The sequence below is a fragment of the Halobacillus massiliensis genome, from assembly GCF_900166625.1.
Lineage (GTDB): Bacteria > Bacillota > Bacilli > Bacillales > Halobacillaceae > Halobacillus_A > Halobacillus_A massiliensis.
The window spans coordinates 998,026-1,015,737 of sequence record NZ_LT800499.1 but is presented as its reverse complement, the minus strand read 5'-3'; the positions used below and the strand labels follow the sequence as shown (position 1 = coordinate 1,015,737).

Annotated in this window: 21 protein-coding genes and 1 pseudogene; 14 read left to right on the top strand and 8 right to left on the bottom strand. The window is 40.6% G+C overall.

All coding sequences use genetic code 11. The annotated features are described in order from the left end of the window. Positions 1-50 precede the first annotated feature (50 nt). The 3 genes from B7E06_RS22220 to B7E06_RS05070 form a co-directional block, all read right to left on the bottom strand. The gene (locus B7E06_RS22220) at positions 51-173 is read right to left on the bottom strand and encodes a hypothetical protein (RefSeq protein ID WP_281249034.1); all 123 of its coding nucleotides are present in this window, start codon (positions 171-173) and stop codon (positions 51-53) included. A gap of 121 nt (positions 174-294) precedes the next feature. Continuing rightward, positions 295-435, bottom strand: coding sequence for a hypothetical protein (locus tag B7E06_RS21750; protein ID WP_179133965.1), 141 nt, complete (start codon positions 433-435; stop codon positions 295-297). 543 nt (positions 436-978) lie between these two features. Next, the gene (locus B7E06_RS05070; RefSeq protein ID WP_082232964.1) at positions 979-2,067 is read right to left on the bottom strand and encodes an NAD(P)-binding protein; all 1,089 of its coding nucleotides are present in this window, start codon (positions 2,065-2,067) and stop codon (positions 979-981) included. Positions 2,068-2,278: 211 nt separating this feature from the next. Here B7E06_RS05070 and B7E06_RS05065 point away from each other — a divergent pair, with 211 nt between their 5' ends. Next, the gene (locus B7E06_RS05065) at positions 2,279-3,052 is read left to right on the top strand and encodes a TerC family protein (protein ID WP_425432221.1); all 774 of its coding nucleotides are present in this window, start codon (positions 2,279-2,281) and stop codon (positions 3,050-3,052) included. Positions 3,053-3,122: 70 nt separating this feature from the next. On the opposite strand, the gene B7E06_RS05060 is transcribed toward B7E06_RS05065, so the two are convergent. The 3 genes from B7E06_RS05060 to B7E06_RS05050 form a co-directional block, all read right to left on the bottom strand. Further along, positions 3,123-3,497: a VOC family protein gene (locus B7E06_RS05060; protein ID WP_082232963.1), complete on the bottom strand. Its 375-nt coding sequence runs from the start codon at positions 3,495-3,497 to the stop codon at positions 3,123-3,125. 318 nt (positions 3,498-3,815) lie between these two features. Beyond that, a complete protein-coding gene (gene yidC, locus B7E06_RS05055) occupies positions 3,816-4,568 on the bottom strand; it encodes a membrane protein insertase YidC (protein ID WP_425432187.1) in 753 nt (250 codons plus the stop codon). 28 nt (positions 4,569-4,596) lie between these two features. Continuing rightward, positions 4,597-4,890 (bottom strand): hypothetical protein, encoded by a 294-nt coding sequence (locus tag B7E06_RS05050; protein ID WP_082232962.1) that lies wholly within the window; start codon positions 4,888-4,890, stop codon positions 4,597-4,599. Between the two features lie 316 nt (positions 4,891-5,206). Between B7E06_RS05050 and arr the strand changes: the two genes are divergently transcribed. Then, positions 5,207-5,623, top strand: coding sequence for an NAD(+)--rifampin ADP-ribosyltransferase (gene arr / locus B7E06_RS05045; protein WP_082232961.1), 417 nt, complete (start codon positions 5,207-5,209; stop codon positions 5,621-5,623). A gap of 3 nt (positions 5,624-5,626) precedes the next feature. Here arr and B7E06_RS05040 read toward each other — a convergent pair whose 3' ends face one another. Beyond that, positions 5,627-6,187: a DUF488 domain-containing protein gene (locus B7E06_RS05040; protein ID WP_082232960.1), complete on the bottom strand. Its 561-nt coding sequence runs from the start codon at positions 6,185-6,187 to the stop codon at positions 5,627-5,629. Between the two features lie 580 nt (positions 6,188-6,767). Here B7E06_RS05040 and B7E06_RS05035 point away from each other — a divergent pair. The 12 genes from B7E06_RS05035 to B7E06_RS04980 are packed head-to-tail and all read left to right on the top strand — an operon-like array spanning position 6,768 to position 16,903. Continuing rightward, the gene (locus tag B7E06_RS05035; RefSeq protein ID WP_082232959.1) at positions 6,768-7,856 is read left to right on the top strand and encodes a hypothetical protein; all 1,089 of its coding nucleotides are present in this window, start codon (positions 6,768-6,770) and stop codon (positions 7,854-7,856) included. Next, positions 7,843-10,011 carry a molybdopterin oxidoreductase family protein gene (locus B7E06_RS05030; RefSeq protein ID WP_082232958.1) on the top strand — a complete coding sequence of 723 codons (2,169 nt, stop codon included), beginning with the start codon at positions 7,843-7,845 and terminating at the stop codon, positions 10,009-10,011. Before B7E06_RS05035 ends, B7E06_RS05030 begins: the two co-directional genes overlap by 14 nt. Continuing rightward, positions 10,012-10,572 (top strand): 4Fe-4S dicluster domain-containing protein, encoded by a 561-nt coding sequence (locus B7E06_RS05025; RefSeq protein WP_082232957.1) that lies wholly within the window; start codon positions 10,012-10,014, stop codon positions 10,570-10,572. Between the two features lie 12 nt (positions 10,573-10,584). Next, positions 10,585-11,109 carry a QcrA and Rieske domain-containing protein gene (locus tag B7E06_RS05020; protein WP_082232956.1) on the top strand — a complete coding sequence of 175 codons (525 nt, stop codon included), beginning with the start codon at positions 10,585-10,587 and terminating at the stop codon, positions 11,107-11,109. Beyond that, a complete protein-coding gene (locus tag B7E06_RS05015; RefSeq protein ID WP_082232955.1) occupies positions 11,099-11,293 on the top strand; it encodes a hypothetical protein in 195 nt (64 codons plus the stop codon). Before B7E06_RS05020 ends, B7E06_RS05015 begins: the two co-directional genes overlap by 11 nt. 2 nt (positions 11,294-11,295) lie before the next feature. Next, the gene (locus tag B7E06_RS05010; protein ID WP_245807675.1) at positions 11,296-11,607 is read left to right on the top strand and encodes a hypothetical protein; all 312 of its coding nucleotides are present in this window, start codon (positions 11,296-11,298) and stop codon (positions 11,605-11,607) included. After that, the gene (locus B7E06_RS05005; protein WP_245807674.1) at positions 11,594-11,881 is read left to right on the top strand and encodes a hypothetical protein; all 288 of its coding nucleotides are present in this window, start codon (positions 11,594-11,596) and stop codon (positions 11,879-11,881) included. Before B7E06_RS05010 ends, B7E06_RS05005 begins: the two co-directional genes overlap by 14 nt. Continuing rightward, on the top strand, positions 11,874-13,385 hold the full coding sequence (locus B7E06_RS05000; protein ID WP_082232953.1) for a nitrate/nitrite transporter: 1,512 nt from the start codon (positions 11,874-11,876) through the stop codon (positions 13,383-13,385). Before B7E06_RS05005 ends, B7E06_RS05000 begins: the two co-directional genes overlap by 8 nt. A 14-nt stretch (positions 13,386-13,399) precedes the next feature. After that, positions 13,400-14,050, top strand: coding sequence for a sensor histidine kinase (locus B7E06_RS04995; protein WP_082232952.1), 651 nt, complete (start codon positions 13,400-13,402; stop codon positions 14,048-14,050). Positions 14,051-14,064: 14 nt separating this feature from the next. After that, positions 14,065-14,721: a response regulator gene (locus tag B7E06_RS04990; RefSeq protein ID WP_082232951.1), complete on the top strand. Its 657-nt coding sequence runs from the start codon at positions 14,065-14,067 to the stop codon at positions 14,719-14,721. Then, the gene (locus B7E06_RS04985) at positions 14,708-15,181 is read left to right on the top strand and encodes a GAF domain-containing protein (RefSeq protein ID WP_179133963.1); all 474 of its coding nucleotides are present in this window, start codon (positions 14,708-14,710) and stop codon (positions 15,179-15,181) included. The genes B7E06_RS04990 and B7E06_RS04985 overlap by 14 nt, the downstream gene beginning before the upstream one ends. 3 nt (positions 15,182-15,184) lie before the next feature. After that, positions 15,185-16,903: a PAS domain-containing sensor histidine kinase gene (locus tag B7E06_RS04980; protein ID WP_245807673.1), complete on the top strand. Its 1,719-nt coding sequence runs from the start codon at positions 15,185-15,187 to the stop codon at positions 16,901-16,903. Between the two features lie 330 nt (positions 16,904-17,233). On the opposite strand, the pseudogene B7E06_RS21525 reads toward B7E06_RS04980, so the two are convergent. After that, a pseudogene (locus tag B7E06_RS21525) lies at positions 17,234-17,695 on the bottom strand (SRPBCC family protein); the annotation flags it as partial. Between the last annotated feature and the right edge of the window lie 17 nt (positions 17,696-17,712).

Sequence of the window (17,712 nt, the reverse complement as noted above, 5' to 3'; positions counted from 1 at the left end):
AGTCTTGGTGTTTCAATTAACCTTATGTTTCTCCAAAAGGAGAGTGCTTATTACAATTGATGGTGTTTCATTTTTACTTCATTAATGCGATCACTGATTACTCGAGCACGCTTAGCCGAACGATCTCTAGCTTCTGGCGCGATTTTTTCAAATGATATCACAAATATCAACATGTTAATTCTCATCATATATTCCTCCTAAGTGTTTGTCACTAAGCGGAATCCTTCTCCGCATTTAACCAATTCATAAATTCAATCCTTAATAATAGTTCAGCCATTGGGTCCACTCCCTTTCTTAGATGATATTTTTAGTGTTTGCTTTTCGGTCAAGCCATTGTTCCTGAGCACTCGGTCGGTAACCGGGGAGCGGTGAATAACTTTGTTTTTTGTTCCGCGTCACACGAATAGTGAAAATAAAGAATTGCATGGTCATCATTGCTCACCTCCTTAAAATTGAAAAATTTTTATATCAAAAGAGTATAAATACCCTTTGATTCCATAAGTAAAAGCCACAGGTATCCCTGTGGCTTTGCTTTAAAGCTCTTCGTTTATGAAGGCGCAAAAAAGCCACAGGTGTCCTGTGGCTCTGCTTTAAAGCTCTTCATTTATGAAGATGCAAAAAAGCCACAGGAATACAATATGCATCACCTGCGGCTTTTATGAACCTATTTTTTAAAAATATTTAGGGTCTAATAAATAGCGCAGGTCGATTTAGTTGTACAGTCTTGTTCCAAGTTAAAGTGTTCATCGTTAAATAGTTCATCATTGGTTTCGACCTCGCTTTCTGTTAATTATTTCTTACTTTGAAAGTATATAAGAACTTTGCCTTAAAGTAAAGCCTAGTTTTCAAAAAAGTCGTACAAATGAAAATTTTCACCAGGCTGGTCGTCAAGTTCAAAAGCACTTTCCCTCTTTTTCATGTATATGATATTTATCTCAAAAGATGATGACTTCCCATAAAAAATTCGAAGAGGATTCGTTATTTCGGTGTAAAAGGCTTCAACAAGTGGCTGAGTCCTTTCAAAACACTCATGTTCGGCTGGGCAACGATCTTTTTCACCATCGAATTGTGAAGTGATTTAGTTACTAGATCCAGCTGATGATTACTCAGGCTTTCAATCCCTCTGCGGAGAACCAGCGAATCATCATAATCCTTATAGAGCGGTTTACACAGTTCTTCATAATCTCCAAGCCCGCAAATATCCTGAGCAGCGTAAATGCCGCTAAGAATAGCTCCCGTCTGGCCAAAACCTAAGAATGGTGTAATGGCTCCGAAACAATTGCCCACAAAGAACGTGTTGCCGATTCGAGGATACCTTGATTTTCCTATCATGTAATCGTTGATCGTAAATTCTTTTTCAATGATAATGTCCTGTTTCAGGGTCCGTGACGCTTGCTTCACCATTGTTTCCCAGAACTGATTTCTTTTTTCTACCCACTCGTCTTCATATTGGGGATAGACGAGCACGAGAGTCGCTTCTGTTGTGGAGTGAGGCAGCAGGTAACCCATACCTTTTGGAGCAAAGTGGTTATTGAACCAGGTATGTACCTCATTACGGACAAAATCCCCTTTAACGATAGCACCGGCAAAAGCAGAAGCGTACGCCACGTCAAATGGCTGAATTTGCTGTGTATCCTGTGGATCACCTGAGGCTAATACGACATGGGTATATTCTTTTGAGATATCTTCATGTGTCACATGATTGTCCTCATGGATTTTGCTGCGTACCAGCTGCTGGGCCAATTGCTTCTCATAGGCATCCTTATATTCGCCCCGCATATTGATAAAACCAATATTTCCTTCGACAAAGGCCGATTCGTTTTCAGAATGAACATATATTTTTTGTACATTACTAGACGGCTTTAAATGAATATCATAGGTTTCCGAAAAGAATTTCACCGAGTCATTGATGGGGGTGTGAAAAATAGGTGTCATTAATTCTGCAATGTCATAACGAAAACCTATTTCCATTCGTTGTTCAAATATATCAGCAGAATGTCCGTGCTTTTCCAATGTTAAGGCACAGGAAAGACCGGCAAGTCCTGCCCCGATAATCGCTATTTTCACAAGGCTTCCCCCTTTTTTCATAGTGTTCGTAAGGAGGAGCTTTTTATTCTTTGCGTTGTTAAGGAAATTAGGTGATTTCTTGTCTTTGGGGAATCATCCCACAGGATTAACCAAGATTGCGCAACACCATTACTGCAAGCTTTTTGGCACTATTTTGTTTACCACACCTTCTCTTCAGGATATATATGGAGTAGTGAAAGGGGTGGTTACTATTTCTGGAATATTCCTTGAATATGCATGGGTGTTTGTCGTGCTGATTGGACTGGAAGGTATCCTTGCAGCAGATAATGCCGTGGTTATGGCCATGATGGTCAAACATTTACCTAAAGAACAGCATAAAAGAGCCTTACTATATGGATTAGGCGGAGCCGTGATTTTCCGTTTTGCCTCCTTATTTTTAATATCCTTCCTTGTGGATATCTGGCAAATCCAGGCACTTGGTGCTGCCTATTTGATATATATAGCCCTTCGTAATCTGTGGAAAAATAAGAAAAAGAAATCAAGGGATACAGAGGGCCCTGGGAAGAAGCAGAACAATAGCTCAGGTTTTTGGATGTCGGTTTTAAAGGTTGAGTTAGCTGATATCGCCTTTGCCATCGATTCCATTTTAGCGGCTGTAGCACTCGCAGCAACATTGCCAAATACCGACTTTTCCTCAATCGGAGGAATGGACGGAGCGAAGTTTATAGTAATCTTTGTTGCAGGTATGATCGGAGTTGTTTTAATTCGTTTTGCCGCAACGTATTTTATCAGGCTGTTGGAAAATAAACCAGGATTAGAAAATGCAGCCTATGTCATTATTGGCTGGGTAGGTATCAAATTAGGTGTACACGTACTCGCACACCCTAATCTTAAAATCATCCCTGAACATTTCCCTGAATCCATCTGGTGGAAAGTGACCTTTTGGGGAATCTTGGTGGCGATCGCACTAGTTGGCTGGTTCTCCTCTTCAGATAAAAGGAAAGCTAATAAAAAGGAATCCTAAAAATAGGATTCCTTTTTTTACTGTCCTGATATCCATCTTTCTTTGCTAAACAACGATATTATTATGTAATTTACCAGTGTACTTGAAGTTTATTCCCATTGGGATCAAAAAAGTGGAAAAAGGAGTGTCCATTGTCTTCTTTTACATCGTCCACCTTCACTCCATTATCATGAAGATGTTGATGGAATTCGTATAATTCCGGGCTCGTAAATCCTATACTAAAAGCTGGTTCATCGTTGACGGTAAAATGGGAAAAGGTTTCATTTCCAGCAGGCACTAAGATAAGCAAAAGAGGTCCTTCATTCACCTTAATTATGGCATAAGGATCCTCAGTAATGGTTAATAATTGAAGGCCTAAAATGTCTCTATACCATTGAGCGGACTGCTCGAGATCTCGCACAGGAATTCTAATATAGTGAACTTGTTCAAGAAACGATTTACTCATAAACAGGCTCCTTTATTAATGAATTTTTCAAAAATAGACTTGCTAAAACACGGGCATTCTGAAGGTCTCCTACCCATTAAAAATGTTACCGTCAGGATCAAAATTCAGTTACCGGAAGTTTACAATCAGCTATTTTTTCAACCTGCAGCCATTATCTTTCCCTCCTTTATTAATGGGATATTTTAATATATATCTATTCTGGGACTTGTTGGTCATCTCCTCCTTTTTAAACAAAACGGTTCTCTAACCTGTACACCTCATACTCTTGTACAATCACAATAAAAAAACCGGATGCATGGACTGCATCCGGTTTATAATTTACTTATTAATGACAGGCTGTTGGTAAAGCTTTTTCGATATTAAAGTCTGGACAATTAGGAAGATCCCGCCTACGGCCCAGTACAACGGAAGAGCGGCTGGCGCTGAGAAGGAAATGACTAATATCATAATCGGAGATAATAAACCGATCAGCTTCATTTGCTTCTGCTGCTGTTCTGTCATGCCCATCATAGAAACGCGAAATTGAATGAAATACAATATTCCCGCAATAATGGCCATCGTCACATCTGGCTGTCCTAAATTAAACCAGAGAAACGTATGTGTCGCAATTTCATGAGAACCACGTATCGCATAATAGAATCCCATAAGGATAGGCATTTGAATAATTAGTGGCAAACACCCCATATTGAATGGGTTAATATTGTGAGTCTTATACAACGCCATCATTTCTGCTTGAATTTTTTGCTTGTCTTCTTGAGTTTCTGCGGCCTTTAAACGATTTTGGATATCCGTCATTTCAGGTTTGAACGCATCCATTTTCACACGCATATCCTGACTATTCTTAAAGGTTCTCAGCATAAAGGGCATTAAGACAAAACGCACCGCCAATGTAATGAGAATGATTGCCATGCCATAGTTTTCTCCAAAAGCATCGGCTACTATTTTAATTAAATCAATAAAAGGCTGTACCAAATAGTGGCCAAAGAAGCCATCCCCATTAGCTGTACTATTCGGTGAACATCCTGCCAACATTAAACCTAACGTACTGATAATACCTAATAAACGTTTCACTAACCATACCTCCTATATATTTGAAAGATTAACGGCAAATATATAGAAGGTAATGGTCTTCATCACCCGTATCGTCTTTTCTTCTAACGGTTCGTTGCAGCCACTGAATCATCTCGTTTACAGGCGACAGCATATGAAGACGTTCTTTCACTTCGGCCTGTTTTTTTTCTGCTATCAAATTGCGAGATACGAGATTTTGGGAAGGCTTTTTGACCATATGTCCCCATATGGTATCGATGGCCACCGTCATAAGAAGGCTTATATAAAGGGATAGAAGTAACAAATCATAAGATCCATCAAATAATTCCACAAATATGGTCATAGTAAAAACTCTTTTCTTCAGTTGTAGTTCCAAATCGTCTGATTATCTCTTTCTTACTACTCTATTCTCTATCATATATCGCTTTGCCAAAAATCGCAAAGGTTCTTTCTAATGGATCCATCCATGCTTTTTCCGTAAAAAAGCACAACTTTCTAAATTAGAAGTTGCGCATTGTTTTGAACAGCCTTGCTGATTTATAATCGTTCTCTCTACTTTCATTATACTCCTAATTGTCCATCATTTATAGACTACTCTTTCTATAACTCCTGATTTATACTTTTATATACAAATCCCAAAAATTAGAGGGGGTATGCATATGAAAGACAAAAAAGATGTCTTAGATAAAGGGCCTTTCTTTCATGGTACTAGAGCAAAACTAAAAATTGGAGAACTTTTAGTACCACAGCACTTATCAAATTACCAGGACAAAAAATCCAACCATATATATTTCACCGCAACGTTAAATGTGGCTAAATGGGGTGCTGAATTAGCAGCATCTAAAGCTAAAGAAAGAATTTATATTGTAGAACCATTAGGTGATTTTGAAAATGACCCGAACGTAACGGACAAAAGATTCCCCGGAAATCCGACACGCTCTTATAGGTCAAAATCTCCTCTGAAAATAATAGCTGAATTATGTGCATGGGAAAGACATTCCGATGAAGAAATAAATCATATGCTTACATCTTTAAAAAAGTTACGTGAACAAGGAAAAGCCGTAATTGATGATTAGTCTTTAACTTTTGTCACCAAGCATCGGATACACTACCGTTCCATCCTCTTCCACAATAGGCATCGCCCCCCACCGGCCAAGTTCATGACAGACCAGATCTGTTTTTCCTTTAGAGTCATTAATCAAATGAAAAACGTTCCAGCCATTTGCCTGCAGCCAATTACTGATCAGCAGGCGGTGGCACCTTGCCGGATGGCGCTCAGAGCACATATAGACTAGATTTTTCCCTTCGGCCTCTGCTTTTAAATCCTCCATCCCATCTTGAAACACTTTCGTTAATGTATAATCCGCATAATTATGGAATGAGCGATTGTTCCACCCCTCATTTAGATCCTCCCCAATCTCGCCTGACCGACTCCGTCTGCCACCGAGCAAAGGAAAATGCCGATATACGACCCCCTCTTTCTTAAGCCAATCTTCCATTCTTTCCTTATTAAACTGCGGGTATTTACGGCTGGCCGGGAAGGCCCGGATGTCAGCCACATATTCAATATCAGCAGCCTCGAGCATCTTCAGGAATTGCTGCTTTTCAAGATCGGAATGCCCGATCGTATAGATTTTCATAACCCTTTCCCCTTTGATATAAATTTATAGAATGCCTATACCCTTTTCACTTATCTTACAAAATCCTCAGTCTCTTCTTATTAAACTCTTCTGATCCATTCTTTCAACGCTTTCTTTACATAGGAGAATTGGGAACCTGCCAGTCTTCAAGTTTAGCCCCTAACCTTGAAGACTTAGGATCAAGATAAACTCACAGAAAGATCAACATCAATAGTAATTTTTTTAGCCGCCAGCCTCTCCCCTTCATTTCTTTTTCCCCCTAAAGAAATCCCTTTAGGTTGGACCCGTATGCTTGAAAACTCCCCTTAAATATTCAATTTCACGAATTCCAATAGTTCCTAAATTTTTATTCTCTTTTTTCTACAAATTGGATATCGAGCCAGAACAGTTCGCCCTTTTCTTGAATGATATTAATTATTGTGTCCATATAGATAGGCAGATTGACCTTTTTAACAAGATAAGGGTTTTCCCCCCTCATGATGGGGAAGTTCCCCGATTAATATTTAGCCCTTCGCTTTCTATAATTTAATTAACAAGTGTTAGGAATAACACAATACAAGCTGCGAAGGGGAATTTTAAGATGGCAGATACTGCTTTAAGAAAACCTTTAAAGACAACGCATTCCTTTAATAACGCGTTTGCATCTAAATTTGCAAAGTCAATGTTTATTACAATCAGCTTCCTTGTCGCTCTTTCCTTCATTGGAACGAGAATGTTCACACACGTGGATATGAATTTATATGGCTACATGGTTGGAACATTTGTCTTTATCGCTGGATTTTTCTATCGGTTTATCGCCTGGGGTGAAAGACCGCCTACGAAGATCATTATAAAAAAAGGAATGAAGTTGCTATTTCGTAAGTCAACACCAAAAACATCAGTAGAACATCTCGGCACTTACAATTTTATCTGGAATCGGGGAATTTACCGATGGACACAGCATGTAATGCTGGGATGGGGTGTAATTCTTTCTTGCTTAGTTACTTTTCCGCTCGTTTTCGGCTGGATGTACTTCACGATGGAAGAAGGCGGCTATTATACAGTCGTCGCTATGGGAGTCGACCTCCTGACAGTCAATGCTGATGGAATAATTGCTTTCTTTTTCTATAATGCCCTTAACTTTACTGCTGTTATGGTTATCATCGGTGTGTGTATGGCCCTTTACCGCCGCTTAAAAAACATGCAAGCGAGGGCTGAGCAAAAATTCATCTATGACTTTCTGCCACTTTATCTATTGTTATTCATAAGTATTACCGGTCTTATTTTGACGTTTATGAACGTGTTTTTACATGGTGAGGGACATTATGTTATGTCCATGATCCATCAGTATTCGGTGATCATTACATTAATTTACCTCCCTTTTGGCAAACTGGCCCATATTCCTTTCCGTCCGCTCAGCGTGTTTGCAAGAAATTACAGAGAGCATTATGGTGAGCAATCGATGAAAAAATGTAAGGTCTGTGGAGATGAATTTGTTTCAACCGAACAATCAAAGGATGTTATCTCCGTACTCGGAACTAATGATATTGACTTTAACATGGAAAAGGATGGTTTTAATCTTGCGGAATTATGCCTGCCTTGCCGCAGAAAATACCGTATCGCTAGATTTTCAGGATTTGCGACCCATAACGTGAAAACCAAGGAGGCCAATCAAAATGCCAAGGGATAAATTTTTCCGTGATATAGAGAATGTTAGACATCCTAATGAAAAATTGATTAAAACACACTGCAGCTATTGTGGGATGCAGTGTGGAATGAACCTGAGAGTGAACACGTTAAACAATAAAATTATTGGTGTGGAGCCACGGTATGACTGGCCTGTAACAGTAGGTAAAATGTGCCCGAAAGGAGTTACTGCCTATCAGCAGACAAACCATGAAGACCGCATTCTACGTCCTCTTATCCGGGATGATGCCTCGTTGAAAGGGACAAAAGAAGGATTCCGTGAGGCGAGCTGGGAAGAAGCTTATGACATGATTGCCGAAAAATTCAACAAGCTGCAAACCAAATATGGAAAAGATAGTTTGTCGGTATTCAGCGGTGTTTCTATGACCAATGAAAAATGCTATTTAACAGGAAAGTTCGCCCGGGTGGCCTTAGGCACTAGATACATAGACTACAATGGACGTTTTTGTATGTCGAGTGCTGCCGGGGGTTTCTTAAGATCCTTTGGTGTCGATCGCGGCTCTACCTTACCATGGACGGATATTCATGAAACAGACTGCTTGTTCATCGCTGGAAGCAATACGGCTGAATGCCACCCTACCTCTATGTTCCGTATTTGGAATGTTCAAGAGCGCGGGGGCTACATTATTGTAGTGGATCCAAGGGAAACACCTATAGCCAGAAGAGCAGATCTTCATCTTGACTTAAAGCCCGGTACAGACCTGGCACTGGCAAATGGACTTCTGCATCTATTGATTAAAAATGGCTGCACAGATGAAGAGTTTATAAGGAAACATACGAACGGTTTTGAAGAAACAAAAGAGGTCGTCGAGCAATTTACTCCTGAAACGACAAGCTTACTGACGGGAATCTCCCCTGACAAAATTGTAAAAGCAGCAGAGATCTACGGAAAAGCTCCAAATGCAGTGGTCATGTTCGCAAGAGGAATCGAGCAGCAGCATAAGGGCGTTGATAATGTATCCGGCTATACCAACATGGCGCTTGTAACAGGAAAGATCGGCAGGCCAAAATCCGGTGTGGCGACATTTACCGGCCAGGGAAATGGTCAAGGGGGCCGAGAGCATGGACAAAAAGCTGACTTGCTTCCAGGCTACCGCAAAATCACAAATCCAGAACACGTTAAAGAAGTGTGTAACGTGTGGGGAATTAATCCGGAAGAAATGCCTCAACCAGGTGTCTCTGCTTATGAAATGTTCGAATTGATGCAAGAGAAAACCATTCGCGGTCTTTACTTGCTGTGTTCTAATCCGGCAGTTTCTGCACCGAATTTAAACTTTGTACGAAAGGCCATGAAGAACCTTGACTTTATGGTATGTGCCGATTTCTACTTATCTGAATCAGCTGAATTTGCTGATGTCATCCTTCCCTCTGTCACCTGGGCCGAGGATGAAGGAACAGTGACTAACATTGAAGGAAGAATTATCAAAATCAATAAAGCTCAAGAGCCCATCGGTAAATCAAAACCGGATTGGCAGATGCAAGTAGAGCTTGCAGAACGTCTCGGCAGAGGAAAATATTTCTCTCATTTACAAACGGCCAAAGACATTGCTGAAGAATTCAGGCTGGCAACTAAAGGCGGAAATGCAGATTATTACGGAGCTACATGGGAGAAGATCGATCAACAAGACGGGGTGTTCTGGCCCTGTAAAGATGAGAATGACAAAGGGACACCACATATGTTCCTTGATAAAAAATTCTACCACCCTGATGAAAAAGCTAAAATTTGTGCACTCCCTTATCGCCCACCAGCTGAAGAACCGTGTGAAAAGTATCCATTACGTCTAACTACAGGCCGAGTAGTCTACCACTACTTATCTGGCAACCAGACGAGACGGATTCAATTTTTAAAAGACATGTGCCCGGAACCTTATGTAGAAGTACATCCAGAAACAGCAGCAAAATACGATATGACCCATGATGAAAGGGTGCGTTTATTTACGCGCAGAGGAAAAAGCACCTACAAAGTGAAAGTGACCGAAGCTATTCGTAAAGACACTGTGTTTGTCCCCTACCACTTTGGACATGAAGAGGCTATCAACTTGCTGACAATTGCAGCTCTTGATCCTATATCCAGAATGCCAGAGTTCAAAGCGTGTGCCGCTCAAATGGAGAAACTAGAACCTAAGAAGGTGCTATAAATGAAAAAAAGATTATATATCGAATTAGAAAATTGCATCGGCTGTCGCTCCTGTCTTGCCGCATGTACGCAGTGCGGCGGGCATGAACAGCGCAACAGAAATTATGTATATGATGTTAACCCGCATGTGACCCGGCAGACGATGCCTCTTATGTGCCTGCACTGTGAAAACCCTGCCTGTGCGAGGAGCTGTCCGGCTCAAGCGATTCAAATTCATGAAACGGGTGCTGTCTTATCCGCCCTCGTTGAAAAGTGTATCGGATGTCAAAACTGTACCATCGCATGTCCGTACGGTATTCCTAAGTTCGATGAAGAGCAAAACCTGATGTACAAATGCGACCTTTGTATTGATCGCACAAAAGACGGAATCCCGCCGATGTGTGCCAGTGTCTGTCCTTCCAACACTCTTCAATGGCTGACAGAAGATGAAATTGAAAGAAAGCAGCAACAGCATAACCTGGATAATGGAAAATGGGTAACAAGCTTGCCCTATCTCGAAGGGGCCACACATGTCAAAGTGAACCTTCCTGGAATATTGCAAGGTACGGAAAAACTCTTTTAAGGAGGAAGTATCATGACAGATCACAATAATAAAATTCCATTTGATGAAGACAATTACACACATAACATCAACCGGAATAATGAGCGGATGCTGGATCGCAGAGGATTCATGAAAACACTTGCAGGGGCTGCTGGAGTTTTCGCTATTTCCACACTTCCATGGGGAGCTGTTGCAGCAAAAGAGCTGATAGGCCTTAGTAATAAAGAATATCCTCATCAAAAAATAGCCGATGTGAGGGACGTGGCAGTCGGAGATTCTGTTAAATTTCATTTTCCAAGTGAGCATGACAGTGCGATACTAATTCGTTTGAGTGAAAATAAATATGTTGCTTATCAGAATGCATGTACCCACCTAAGATGCCCTGTCTATTGGGTCAAGGAAGAGAAAGAAATGATTTGTCCATGCCACCACGGCAAGTTTGATGCTGTTACAGGAGCACCAACCGCAGGTCCGCCAAGAAGGCCTCTTCCCGGAATTGAAGTGAAAGTGGATAACGGATCAATTTATGCCGTAAGGGTGAAACGCTATGAGGCGTAGTTATGCAGGTGTGCTTGTTCTCAGTGCCATATTGCTGCTGAACATTGTTCTCACACAACTAGTCGTGCATCAGTATTATTACGAAAATTATGGTGTCACGCTTTTGTATGCTGGCTTAAACATCCTTTTATTCCCGATCGCTTTGATTGTATATAGGAAGGAAAGAAATAAGGGGGACCGTTAGATATGATGATCAATGAAACCTATTTAGATTTTTGTTTCATCCAGCCAAAGACAGGCAGACTGTCTGTTACCGTCCAAGAAATGTTCCAATCGTTATTTAAGGGCCAGCGCCTTCATTGGTACCTGGATCATAAAATAGTGAATGATTTGGAAATTGTTGTAGCTGAAGTAAAAGGCATGAGTCGCTGGACATCAGAAGAAGAAGTAATCGATCACCTCGAAGAAAATGCAGGGGAAGACTTCTGGTCCACACTCAATGGCTACCAACTCTATGTCTATCCGGCAGGGAGGTGCGGAACTTGTGGGACCCATTAACATCGAAGATCTGAAGCCGTACATCTCTACCCCTGTCCAGGTTTGTATTCATGGGGATCAGGGAGAAGAAATGGCTCCCTGGGTAAAAAAAAGAATTAAGAAGCTCGCATTATGCCCTGACAAAACACATATCCGCATTTATTTCGATGATTTTTATTTTTTCGCTGCCCCTCTTACAAGCCGGGTAAAACAGACTGAAAATGAGTGGTCTGCTTATGATCAAGAAGCAGGACTATATTTTGTAATCAGAAGCGAGGAGAATAAAAATGAATAAAAAATTACAACTCCCCTTACAAACAATGAACCTGGTGACAGGTTTTATGGTCTGGGTGCTGATCTCATCTTTATTACCTTTTATTTCGGAAGACATTGCCATAGCTCCAGAGCAAATCGCATGGGTGACGGCAGTACCAGTGGTTTTAGGCTCATTATTACGAATACCGATGGGCTATCTTGCCAACTTACTTGGTGCTAGATTGATATTTATGGTTAGTTTTATTCTATTATTATTCCCTGTATATTTCGTGAGTATGGCAGACTCATTTGGTGATTTACTTATTGGGGGATTGTTCCTTGGTATCGGGGGAGCTGTTTTTTCGGTAGGGGTCACTTCATTACCTAAATATTATCCTAAAGAAAGACATGGATTTGTAAACGGAATTTATGGAGCTGGAAACATTGGGACTGCCGTAACCGCGTTCTCTGCACCGGTTGTTGCAGCTAATTTTGGCTGGTCCTTTACTGTTCAAGTCTATATGGTTTTACTAGGAATTTTTATTATTGCTAACTTTTTCTTAGGAGATAAAGACGAACCAAAAGTGAAAGCACCGCTAATTCAGCAGATTAAAGGAGTTTATAAAAATGAAAAGCTTTGGTTGTTTTGTTTATTCTACTTTATAACATTCGGTTCTTTCGTGGCATTCACTGTCTATCTTCCAAACTTCCTGGTAGCTAACTTTGGCCTTGATAAAGTTGATGCTGGACTTAGAACCGCAGGGTTCATTGCCATGGCCACTTTCATGCGTCCTATCGGCGGGTGGCTTGCTGACCGGTTCCAGCCACTCGTTCTTTTGATGTATGTCTTCGGAGGGTTTACGGTTGCTGCCATGCTCTTATCATTTGCTCCATCTATCAACTTATATTCAATCGGCTGTTTAACAATAGCTGCCGGTGCAGGTATAGGAAATGGGGTCATATTCAAGTTAGTCCCAATGTATTTCCAAAAGCAAGCCGGAATTGCAAATGGAGTCGTAGCTGCCATGGGAGGGCTTGGTGGTTTCTTCCCTCCATTGATTCTGGCCACTCTCTACTCCTTGACTGGACATTATGCTATAGGGTTTATGGCGTTATCCCAAATAGCATTGGCGAGTTTAGTGTTAGTCATCTGGATGTATTATCAAGATAAACTTTCTCTCTCCCACCAGGTGATGGAAACGACACCACTTGGTATGATGGTTACGAATAAACTCGGAAAAATTATTGCGGTCAACCCGGCTTTTACAGATCTGACAGGATACAGCACGAAAGAAATAATCGGGAATAATCCCAATATGCTGAAGTCCGGCAGGCAGACAGAATTATTTTATGCGGAGATGTGGAAATCACTCGAAACTAAAGGATATTGGCAAGGACAGATTTGGAATAAGAGAAAAGACGGAAGTCACTATTTAGAGTGGCTGACCATAAATGCAATCAAAGATGATGCGGGCGAAGTCATTCAATATGCTGGTGTTTTCGCTGATATTACCGAAGAAGAATCTCTCAGCGTGCCTAATTAAAGAGGAGGATGGCTATGGAGCTTAAGGCTGTTAACCAGGCGAGTACTTATATTATTCAGTCACAAGAAGAAGAAATTAAGAGAATAGCACTTGAGCTCCATGAAGGCGTCAATCAGAACCTGTACAGTCTCTACACAGGGTTAAGCTTTCTCGAATCAGGTATTAAAGAGCCACATTTGAAAAGTTATGCCAAGGAAATGGCGGTATTAATGGAACGTACGATCCAGGAAATCAGGCTCTTATCGGTAGAACTGTACCCTAATACACTCAATACCCTTGGTCTGCTCTCAGCTGTGAAAAGTTACTCAAAATCATTTACGAGTACATTTGGATTGTTGGTAGATATAGAATCAAATGGAGAGGAAACAGTTATTTCTGAATCTAAAAGTATGGCTGTATTCCGCGTTTGTCAGGAAGCTATGCTGAATATCGCTAAGTATGCGGATGTTTCAGCAGCTTCCCTCCAGTTTACATGGGAAAGAAAATCATTGAAAATAGAGATTATAGATACTGGAAAAGGTTTCAATTTAAAAGAAGTGATGGAGGGGCGCTGTACCGGTTTAGCTGCGATGAAGGAAAGAATGCTGCTTGCAGGGGGTCATTGTCATATCACTTCAGAATCAGGGAAAGGAACAACAGTGTCGATCTACCTGCCAATTCAGTGATAGGAGGGAAATCTTTGATAAATGTTCTATTAGTGGACGACCATGCCGTAGTAAGAATGGGATTGAAAATGTTATTGAATTCTCTTGAGGATATGGAAGTAGTTGGAGAGGCTTCTGAAGGCAATGAAGGGATTGAAAAAGCATTAGAAACAAAACCGAATGCCATTTTAATGGATCTTAGCATGCCTCATGGAAAAGATGGATTATCGGCTACGGCTGAACTGAAAAAACAATTGCCAGACACAGCCATCCTCATCCTCACCATGCATGATGATGAGGAATATTTATTCCGTGCGATACAGGCAGGAGCATCAGGATGTGTCTTAAAAAGTGCGCCTCATGATGAATTGGTTACCGCCATCCGCTCTGTTTGCAGCGGCAATGCGTATCTCCACCCTTCGGCCACAAAACGACTTATGGAAGAATATTTGGGTCATCTGAAACAGGACGAAACAGATACGTATCAGTTATTGTCTGATCGAGAAAAGGAAGTATTGACACTCATAGCTAAAGGATATTCCAATAAAGAAATAGCACAGCAATTGTTCATAAGTGTCAAGACCGTCGAAACCCACAAAGGAAATCTTATGGAAAAACTGCAAATGAAAACGAGACCCGAATTAGTAAACGTAGCTCTTAAAAAGGGGCTGCTCGGTTATGGAATTCAATAAGGGTAGTGAAGATATGGGTTATAGGAAAGAATGGATTCAATCAGAATGTGATACTTTAAAAAGCGCTATCCCTTGTGACTTCGCAGGCGTTGCTCTTCAGAAACCGGAAGGGCTGGATGTTACCTGGCCTTATGCAGTCGGGAACCGTAATGAAAAGTATAAATATATTACGGTGAGATATGGGAAAGGGATCGCCGGAAAAGTTATATCCAGCGGCAGCCCAATGGAAATTAATCATTTTCCAGAAAAAATAATGGGCAAATCGACAGATTATCCAATCATGCTGGCAGAACAGTTACTTTCCGCTTATGCCGTCCCTCTAGTATGGAACACATCGCTAAAAGGAGCGCTTTTAATCGGATACAGAGAAAAACATATAGTCACAGCGGAAGAAAAGAATAAGGTGAATGACATAGCACGTAAAATTGAGTCATTTTTATCTGAATGCCGGGAGGGATAACCATTGCCAAGGAGCAATCATTATCACCATTCTAAAGCTGAAACTTCTGAAGACGCAACGATCGTAGTCGATAAAGACGGGGTTATTCAATCGGTGAATGACATAGCAAAGAACTTATTTGAAATGGAAGAAAGTGAACCATGGATAAATGTTCAAAATCTATTACCCGAAATCCAATTATCATCGCTGGAACAAGGCAGTGTGGTCCGGTATTTTGGTATGCGAAAAGACGGACAAAAATTCCCTCTGTTTTTAAGGAGAAATACGTTCACGTTTCAAAGCGAATCTTATGATCTATTAATTATTAATACCAGTAAGGATCATTCCGTATCAGAATTAGAACCAAAAAAAGTTTTAAATGAATGGCTCGATATGAAATTTGCCCTTGATGAATCTACCATTGTTGCGATTACAGATCAAAGAGGGAAAATAAAATATGTGAATGATAAATTCTGTGCCATTTCTAAGTACTCAGAGAAAGAACTGATTGGTCAGGATCACAGGATTATTAATTCCGGCTACCACGACAAATCATTCATGCGTAACTTATGGCGAACGATTGCCAATGGAAAGGTATGGCGAGGAGAAATTAAGAACAGGGCAAAAGACGGTACACCTTATTGGGTGGATACTACCATCGTTCCCTTTTTAAATAATTTAGGAAAGCCTTACCAGTACTTAGCGATTCGAAAGGAAATCACCGAATTTAAAAGAGTGGTCGATGAGTTAGAAAAATCCATGCAAGAGCTCGTTGATTTTAAGTTCGCCCTGGATGAATCCTCTATAGTCGCTATTACGGATAACAGAGGCACCATTACTTACGTAAATGATCAGTTCTGTCAGATTTCAAAATTCTCACGCGAAGAGTTGATAGGTAAAGACCATTCAATTATTAACTCCGGCTACCACCCAAAGGAATTTTTTAAAGAGCTGTGGCGGACAATCGGACGCGGGGAAGTTTGGAAAGGTGAAATCAAAAATAAAACAAAAGACGGCCTGTACTATTGGGTCGATACAACGATTGTTCCATTTTTAAATGAAAAAGGAAAACCCTATCAATACTTAGCCATTCGTTCAGAAATCACTAAACGAAAAAGAGTGGAAGCAGAGTTACAGCATACGATGACAAGGATAATTGATGTCCAGGAGGAAGAAAGAAAAAGGTTATCCCGCGATTTACATGATGGAATTGGACAGAATTTGTATAGTCATCTTATTACGATTAGCAGGTTAAGTGCCGAAATTCACCATCCATTGATCGATCAAATGCGCGATGAAGCAACTGCTTTAATAGAGGAAGTACGGGAAATTTCCTGGGAACTGAGACCTTCTGTACTGGATGATTTAGGTTTAGTCCCTGCTATACGCTCCTTTTTAAATAGATTTTCTGAGCACTATGGAATCGACGTATTTTTTGAATGCGTACTTACAAACAGACTGGATAACCATGCGGAAATAACAGTCTACCGGATTATTCAAGAATCACTAACTAACGTACGGAAATATGCGGAAGTCGACAAGGCCTCTGTTACGATTCGCGAATGGGAAGATGGCGTAAGAGTAATGATTGAAGATAAAGGCAAAGGGTTTAATGAAGAACAACTATCGGACGGAGTAGGATTATTCAGTATGGAGGAAAGGGCCAGGTCTGTTGGTGGAGATTTACACGTATCTGCCCATCCTGGAGAAGGTACCAGGGTAATATTAGACATTCCTCAATGATTTTAGAGAACCAGTATGCGTGCTGGTTCTTTATTTAGATGTGGCTTAAAACTCCTGTTAAATAACGATTTTATGCTTGAACAAGAAGACTTGCTCAGTATGGCAGAGTACATAATGTATCTATCTCTACAATTGGAAGTGCTACCGGTCAGAATATCTATGTATTTTTCTCGATCTCAAAAACCAATCCCTCTATTTTTCTCCTTTTTTTATTTAATTATAAAGCCATATATGACCCTCCTTAGTTCATAAGCAGCCTCTTTAAAACAACAAAGAACACAATCCAACATGCTTGAATTGCGCCCTTTCGTGGCAGGTTGATCCACTATTTTATTTTTCACTATTAAGTTTAATTTTTGCCAAATAATCTTCTAATTGGTGGAACGTGACTGAAAATCCTTCATGGACCATGTCTTGTGAGTCTCCAAAGGCTTTAAGTTCCTCTTTGGCTGCTGAAATAGGAGTGACAATAGCTGTTACCGTTGTTTTTCCTTCGTTCTCGGTAAACGTTAGGGTATTAAGAGTTTCCAAAGGCCAATTTGCGTTAAAAGGAGCACGAATAATGTTACCTTTCTCATCAGAAAAGAAACTGGAATAAACAATTTTCTCTGGTACAATAATTTCACTGTACACAAACTTCACCCACATTTCATCACCGTCTGCCGGTTTCTGACTGTAAAGAAAAACACCACCTGTGCGGAAATCTGATTGAGAAACATGAAACGTCCATCCTTTTGGTCCCCACCAGTTCTGTAAATGTTCAGAGTCGGTGAATGCCTTAAACACAAGGTCACGCGGAGCATTGAAAG